Here is a 3,162-nt window from a genome sequence, read left to right as displayed (position 1 = left end):
GGACGTCGTAAACACCGTTCGCACCAACGTCGGTTGGATTGTCAAAATCGGGGGCGGACTGGAAGGTGAGCACGCCAGAGGTGGCGTCGATCGAAAACAGCGCCGCATCGGCACCACCGCTGATCGTGTAGGTCAGACCGACACCTTCGGAGTCCGAATCGTCAACGGACTGCACGTCGGTAACAGAAGTTTGATTTTCCGCCGCGTTGACGCTCGCCGTCGGGCCACCGCCATCGCTAGTGATGACCGGGTTTTCATTGACGTCGGTGACGGTAACTGCAATGTCTTGGACATCGGTCAAGTTCGGGATGCCGTCGTCGGTGACCGTCACTTCGACGTCATAAACCCCGTTGCCGCCGACATCGGTCGGGTTCTCGAAGTCGGGGGCAACGTTGAAAGTCAACACACCGCCGGCTGTGATTCCAAACAGAGCTTGATCGGCGCCGCCGGTGATCGTGAACGTCAGCGTCTGTGCCGGGACGTCGGGATCGGTTGCCGTGACCGTTGTCACTGCCGTTTGATTTTCGGCCGCATTGACCGCCGCCGTCGCCCCACCACCGTCGCTGGTGATGACCGGGCTGTCGTTTACATCATCAACGGTGACGGCGATGTCTTGCGAATCGGTCAGTCCGCCGGAATCGGTCACGGTGACTTCGACTTCATAAGTCCCGTCGGCACCCGAGTCGTTCGGGTTCTCAAAATCGGGAGCGGACAGGAATGTCAACACGCCGGTGGATGTGCTGACGCTGAACAGCGACGCATCCGCACCGCCGGTAATCGAGTAGCTCAGTCCGGCGCCTTCGACATCGCCATCGGGATCGATCGAATTCACATTGGTAACAAAGGTTTGGTTTTCGTTTGCGTTCAAGCTGGCCGTGTCCCCGCCACCGTCACTGACGATTTCCGGCGGCGAGTTCTGCGCGGCGACGTGGATGCCATCGATCGGCAGGCTGCCGATATCATTTTTGGTCGAATCAAAGAGCAGCAGCGGAATGCCGGGCGCAAAAATGTCCGCTCCCGTTCCGCTCAACCCGGGCACCGAATAAGAACCGCTGGTGTTGACGAACGTGTCCAGACCGAGCGGATCGATCCAAATCCCGCTCACGTCTTCGGAGTTCGAATTTAAACCGACCGATGCACCGTCCTGGAAGATTGAAAACGTGCCAGCCGTGTTTGAGCCCCACGAGGTATCACTAAATATCAAAATGTCACGACTGTTACCGGAGATGTCGCCACCACTGCCGGGAACCGTGAAGTTACCGTTGGTGCTGAGCACTAGGTCTCCTGTGATCGGATCAATCGCGATGCCGTCGACGTTTTCATAAAAGCTATCCAACCCCACATCGGATCCGTCAAACAGCAACGAAAAGGTGCCGGAGGTATCCGATCCGAGCGTGCCAGTGAACCGCACAATGTCGCTGTCGTCGACCAAGCCGATGCCAGACAGGGATTGTGCTGATCCGAGGCTAAACAAAATGGAACTATCCGATTCGACAACAAACGCATCGATATCCTTCGTCACGCCCACATCCGAGCCATCAAAGAAAAGTCCAACTGCACCGGTCGATGAGTCAAAACGGATGATGTCATCATCGGAAAAGCTCACTCCGCCAAGAGATCCGCTTCCTTCAGTGCTGAAATAGAAATCAAGTCCCTGAAAGACTTCGTTCCCAACAAAGTCACCATACTGAATTCCGTCCAGATTGTTCGATGGCAATCCGAGCGAGCCAACATCAACCGCCAACGAGATCGAGTTTGCGGTCGTGTTGTCGCCCAGCGTATTGACGTCGACTTCGACGATGTCGTTAAAATCACCACTCAACCCCGGAACATCAAATGCTCCCTTGGTCGTAAAATGCACAAGGGTTGTGGGACCAATGACTTGCACCGAAGCCCCCATGATTGCTTCCTGGGACGTCGTCAACCCAATATCGGAACCATCGATATAGGTCGACCATGTACCACTGTTATTGTCGCTTCCGGTATTGCCCGTAAACAGCAACAAGTCGGCGTTGGATCCCGAGAGATTGCCGGAGGATCCCGGTACGATGTAATTGCTGATCGTACTAATGATCAAATTGCCATTCTCATCCAGCGAAATCGCATCGATATCTTCGCTGCCCGGGGACAGCCCTACGTCGCTGCCGTCCAAATAGAAATCGAACGTTCCCGCAGTGCCGGGGCCTAGTTGCGACGGGGTGAAGCGGATGACATCGGAATCTTCGACACGATCTAAACCTGGGATCTCGGTGGTCGCGACATCGACACTCAATAGAATCGTGCCATCGTTTTGATTCACATGGAATGCATCCACATCCTTGTTGGACAGACCGACATCGCTGCCATCAAAGTACAGCGACCATGTCCCACTACTCTGCTCGTAAGCCAAGATATCTTCGTCGTTGAAATCAACTCCGTCGATCGTGCCGCCAGTGTCACTGCTGACAAAGACCACATCACCGGCCAATAAGTGACGCGACTCGAGGAGTTCGACCAACAGACGTCGCGCCTTCTGATGACGGAAACTCCTGCGTTTCGGGTGTCGCCTCGTTTCGGACCTTACGTGGACGTTGGGTGACCCAATTGCCATGGTACTAACTCCAAGCTGTAGTGATTTGTGGTCTCAAATCCGCTTGTTTCGTCTTGAAAACGAAACGACACTCTTGGTTGAGTAGATAGACCTGCCGGGCCGGATGCAACACCCTCTGCAGAAAAAACTGCGAACTTTTTTGGCTGTTAACGCAGCGTTAACACGCTCCAAAAGAGACTTTAGCCCCCCCATGTGTTTATTTACATCAGAAGAGCGGCGCGGCTCATCGATGCAAATTCCGGGTTCCGCACGAGCCTGATTCAACGGGGACGGCGGGGGAAGCCACACACCCTGCCCGACCCCTTTTCCGGCTTTCACAAAGCCGAAGCCACAACACTTCGCGTACACGAAAACGCCACCCCCTATCTGTGGGTGCCCCCGTTTTCGGCAAGTCGATATCGAAGCCGTAGAGCAGAACCAGTAGCGACAGTCGTAGAGACTTTCGGTTGTTGGGGGGCTTCCGGTGCTAGGCACCGCAGGAGAAGCATTGAAAAAGTTAAATTGACAATTGTAAATTGAAAAATGAGGTAGGAGGTGGTCGAAACAAATCGCGGCGTTGATTCCGCCGGGGC

1 protein-coding gene is annotated in these 3,162 nt (G+C 54.7%); it reads right to left on the bottom strand.

Features of this window, described 5'->3' with window-relative positions; translation table 11 throughout:
- Positions 1 to 2,497 (bottom strand): beta strand repeat-containing protein (locus tag RMSM_RS32275; protein WP_008707565.1); only part of this gene is annotated, 2,497 nt, incomplete at its 3' end.
- Positions 2,498 to 3,162: the final 665 nt, after the last annotated feature.

This window comes from Rhodopirellula maiorica SM1 (assembly GCF_000346295.1).
Lineage (GTDB): Bacteria > Planctomycetota > Planctomycetia > Pirellulales > Pirellulaceae > Novipirellula > Novipirellula maiorica.
This window is presented reverse-complemented; position numbering and strand designations above follow the sequence as displayed.